This is a genomic window from Pseudomonas sp. Sample_16 (genome assembly GCF_004307665.1).
GTDB lineage: Bacteria > Pseudomonadota > Gammaproteobacteria > Pseudomonadales > Pseudomonadaceae > Aquipseudomonas.
Window position 1 is genome coordinate 1 of sequence record NZ_RCOB01000054.1, and the last position, 3,049, is coordinate 3,049.

At 64.0% G+C, this 3,049-nt stretch carries 2 protein-coding genes; both read right to left on the reverse strand.

The window, feature by feature from the left end; translation table 11 throughout:
* Window positions 1-1,084 (reverse strand): electron transfer flavoprotein subunit alpha/FixB family protein (locus D8U69_RS07910; protein WP_130907055.1); only part of this gene is annotated, 1,084 nt, incomplete at its 3' end.
* Entirely contained in the window at window positions 1,084-3,030 is a 1,947-nt protein-coding gene (gene dgcB / locus D8U69_RS07915; protein WP_130906001.1) for a dimethylglycine demethylation protein DgcB, read from the reverse strand. The genes dgcB and D8U69_RS07910, both read right to left, overlap by 1 nt.
* Window positions 3,031-3,049: the final 19 nt, after the last annotated feature.

Here is a 3,049-nt window from a genome sequence, read left to right on the forward strand (position 1 = left end):
CCACCACCTTGTCGCAGGCACCGATGCCTTGCAGGTGCTGGATCGCCCCGGAAATACCCACCGCCACGTACACCCGCGCTGTGACCCAGGTACCTGACGCACCCACCTGGCGGTCGCGGGCCATGAAACCATCGTCCACCGCCACCCGCGAAGCACCTTCGGTGGCACCGAGCGCCGCGGCGGTCTGGTGGAACAAATCCCAATCCTTAACCCCGTTGCCGCCGGAGAAAATGAATTCGGCTTCGGCCATGGGAATCGCCGCCGGGTCCACCGCCACCGCCCCCAGATCCTCGATGCGCGAGAGACTGCGGGCGACGGTTGTGGATAACTCAACCGGCAACGCTTCGTGACGGGTTTCGCTGACCGGTTCGGCGCATTCAACGGCGGCCAGAATCAAACGCGCTAACGGCCGGGCCAAGTCTTGCAGACCGGCGCCGGCGCGGCCGATGCATTGCTCATCCTTGACCTGCCAGACACGCGTGGCCGGACGTTCGCCCAGCGCCGCGGCAAAACGCCGACCCAATTCGCCGCCACCGCTGCGGCTGTCCGGCAGTAGCCAGTGGCGCGGATTGAACTGGTTATCCACAGCTCGCAGGCCCTGGACCCGCTGCTCCGGTGCATAACCATTGAATGCTTCGCCATCAAGCACCAGCAGGCGATCGACACCTGCGTTGGCAAACGTACTTTCCTTGTGTTCACCGAAGACCACGGCCAACACGGCGCCGTCCTTGCCGGCAAGCTGATGGGCCAGACCCAACAGATCGCGGTCGTGGCTGCCCAAACGGCCACCGACCATGTCCGGCACCACGCAGATGTTGAACGCGGGCTGGGTCACTTGATGCAGCGGCAATTGCACTTCAACGGCGGCGGTGCGCTTGGCGGTCCCGCCCTGTTGAGCGCCACTGCGGTCGATGCGCTTGATCCCGTTGGGGCCGATAAAGCCGATGCCATGGGGATTCTTGCGGATGACCCCGTTAGGGCCCATCCAGCTGTGCTGCGCCGGTTGCATGGCGGCGTGCAGCGGATGCAGACGGTTACGGGCGATCCATTCGGCACGGGGGTCGCGGCGGATAATGTCGCTCATCAATGCACCTCCGCGGGTTCACGTTTGGCCGGCGCGGCGGGCTTGGCCGCGTCCTCTTCAAGCAGCGCATCGGCCACCAGTTCGGCGATGTCCTTGATCAGTGGCCGCGGTTCAACCACGCCCTCGAGCATTGCCGTGCACTGTGGACAACCCACGGCCACCAGTTCGGCGCCGGTCTCGCGGATGTCTTCCATGCGCATGTCGGGAATCCGCTGCTTGCCCGGAATGTCGGTGATCGGCGCACCGCCGCCGCCGCCGCAGCAGCGCGAGCGGAAACCGGAACGTTGCATCTCTTTGACTTCAATCCCGAGCGCACGCAGGACCTGACGTGGCGCCTCGTATTCGCCGTTGTAGCGCCCCAGGTAACACGGGTCGTGATAGGTCACGCTGTCGCCTTTGTGCTGGCCGAGATTGAGCGCGCCGGCCTCGATGACTTCTGCCATGTAGGTGCTGTGGTGCTGCACCAGGTAGTTGCCGTCGAAAGCGCCGTATTCGTTTTTCAGCACGTGGAAGCTGTGCGGATCGCAGGTGACGATGCGGTTGAAGCTGTACTTGGCCAGGGTCTGAATGTTGCGCTTGGCCAGCAACTGGAAGGTCGCTTCATCGCCCAGGCGTCGCGCCACGTCGCCGCTGTCGCGCTCTTCGAGGCCGAGTACGGCGAAGTCGATTTTCGCCGCTTTCAGCACTTTGACGAACGCGCGCAAGGTGCGCTGGTTGCGCATGTCGAAGGCGCCATCGCCGACCCAGAACAGCACGTCGGTGGATTTCTTTTCGCTGAGCAGGTTGAGGTTCAAATCCGCCGCCCAGTTCATCCGTCCGCCCGGTGCGAAACCGCCCGGGTTGTCGGTGGCGATCAGGTTTTCCAGGACTTCGGCGCCCTTGTTCGGGGTCGCGCCCTTTTCCAGGGTCAGATGGCGGCGCATGTCGACGATGGCGTCGACGTGCTCGATCATCATCGGGCATTCCTCGACGCAGGCGCGGCAGGTGGTGCACGACCACAGCGTCTCGGCGTCCACCAGACCATTGACGATCGGTTGATGCGGATTGCCAGCGTGTTCGCCGATGGCTTTGCCGGGATACGGGCTGCCGGCGAACTTGGCATCGGTGCCGCCAGCAAGGCCGACGACCATGTCTTGAATCAGCTTTTTCGGGTTCAGCGGTTGGCCAGCGGCGAAGGCCGGGCACGCCGCTTCACACTTGCCGCACTGCACGCAGGCGTCGAAACCGAGTAGCTGGTTCCAGGTGAAATCCTTGGGTTTTTCCACGCCCAGTGGCGCATTCGGGTCATTCAGGTCCAGCGGCTTCAAACCGGTGGAACGACCGCCACCAAAACGCTCGGCGCGACGGTGCCAGGCCAGGTGCAGGGCGCCGGCGAAGGCGTGTTTCATCGGCCCGCCCCAAGTCATGCCGAAGAATAGCTCCGACACGCCCCACAACACGCCGACACCGAGGACTGCCGCCAACAGCCAGCCACCGAAGTTTTCCGGCAAGATCCCGGCCACCGGCAGGGTCAGCAGGAAGAACGATGCCGAGAACGCCAGCAGGCTTTTCGGCAGGCGCATCCACGGGCCTTTCGACAGGCGCGAAGGTGGATTGCGCCGACGCAGGTAAACGAAGATCGCGCCGACGAACATCACCGCCGACATCAACAACAAGGCATAACCGAGGATGCGGTTATGCAGACCGAAACCGTGCACCACAATCGCCAGCACGATCGACGCCACCGCGCCGCCGGCCGTGGCGACGTGGGTGTTGGCGATGTACTTGTCCCGCGCGACGACATGGTGCAAGTCGACCATGTAACGCTTGGGCATGGCGAACAGACCGCCGATCAGGTCGACCTTCGAGGCTCGGCCCCGGCGCCACATGGCTACCCGCCGCAACGCGCCGAGAACCGCGAGGCCCAGGGCAGCGAACAACAGGATTGGAAGAAGGGTGTTCAACATAGGTGTTGCTCCCAAAGAC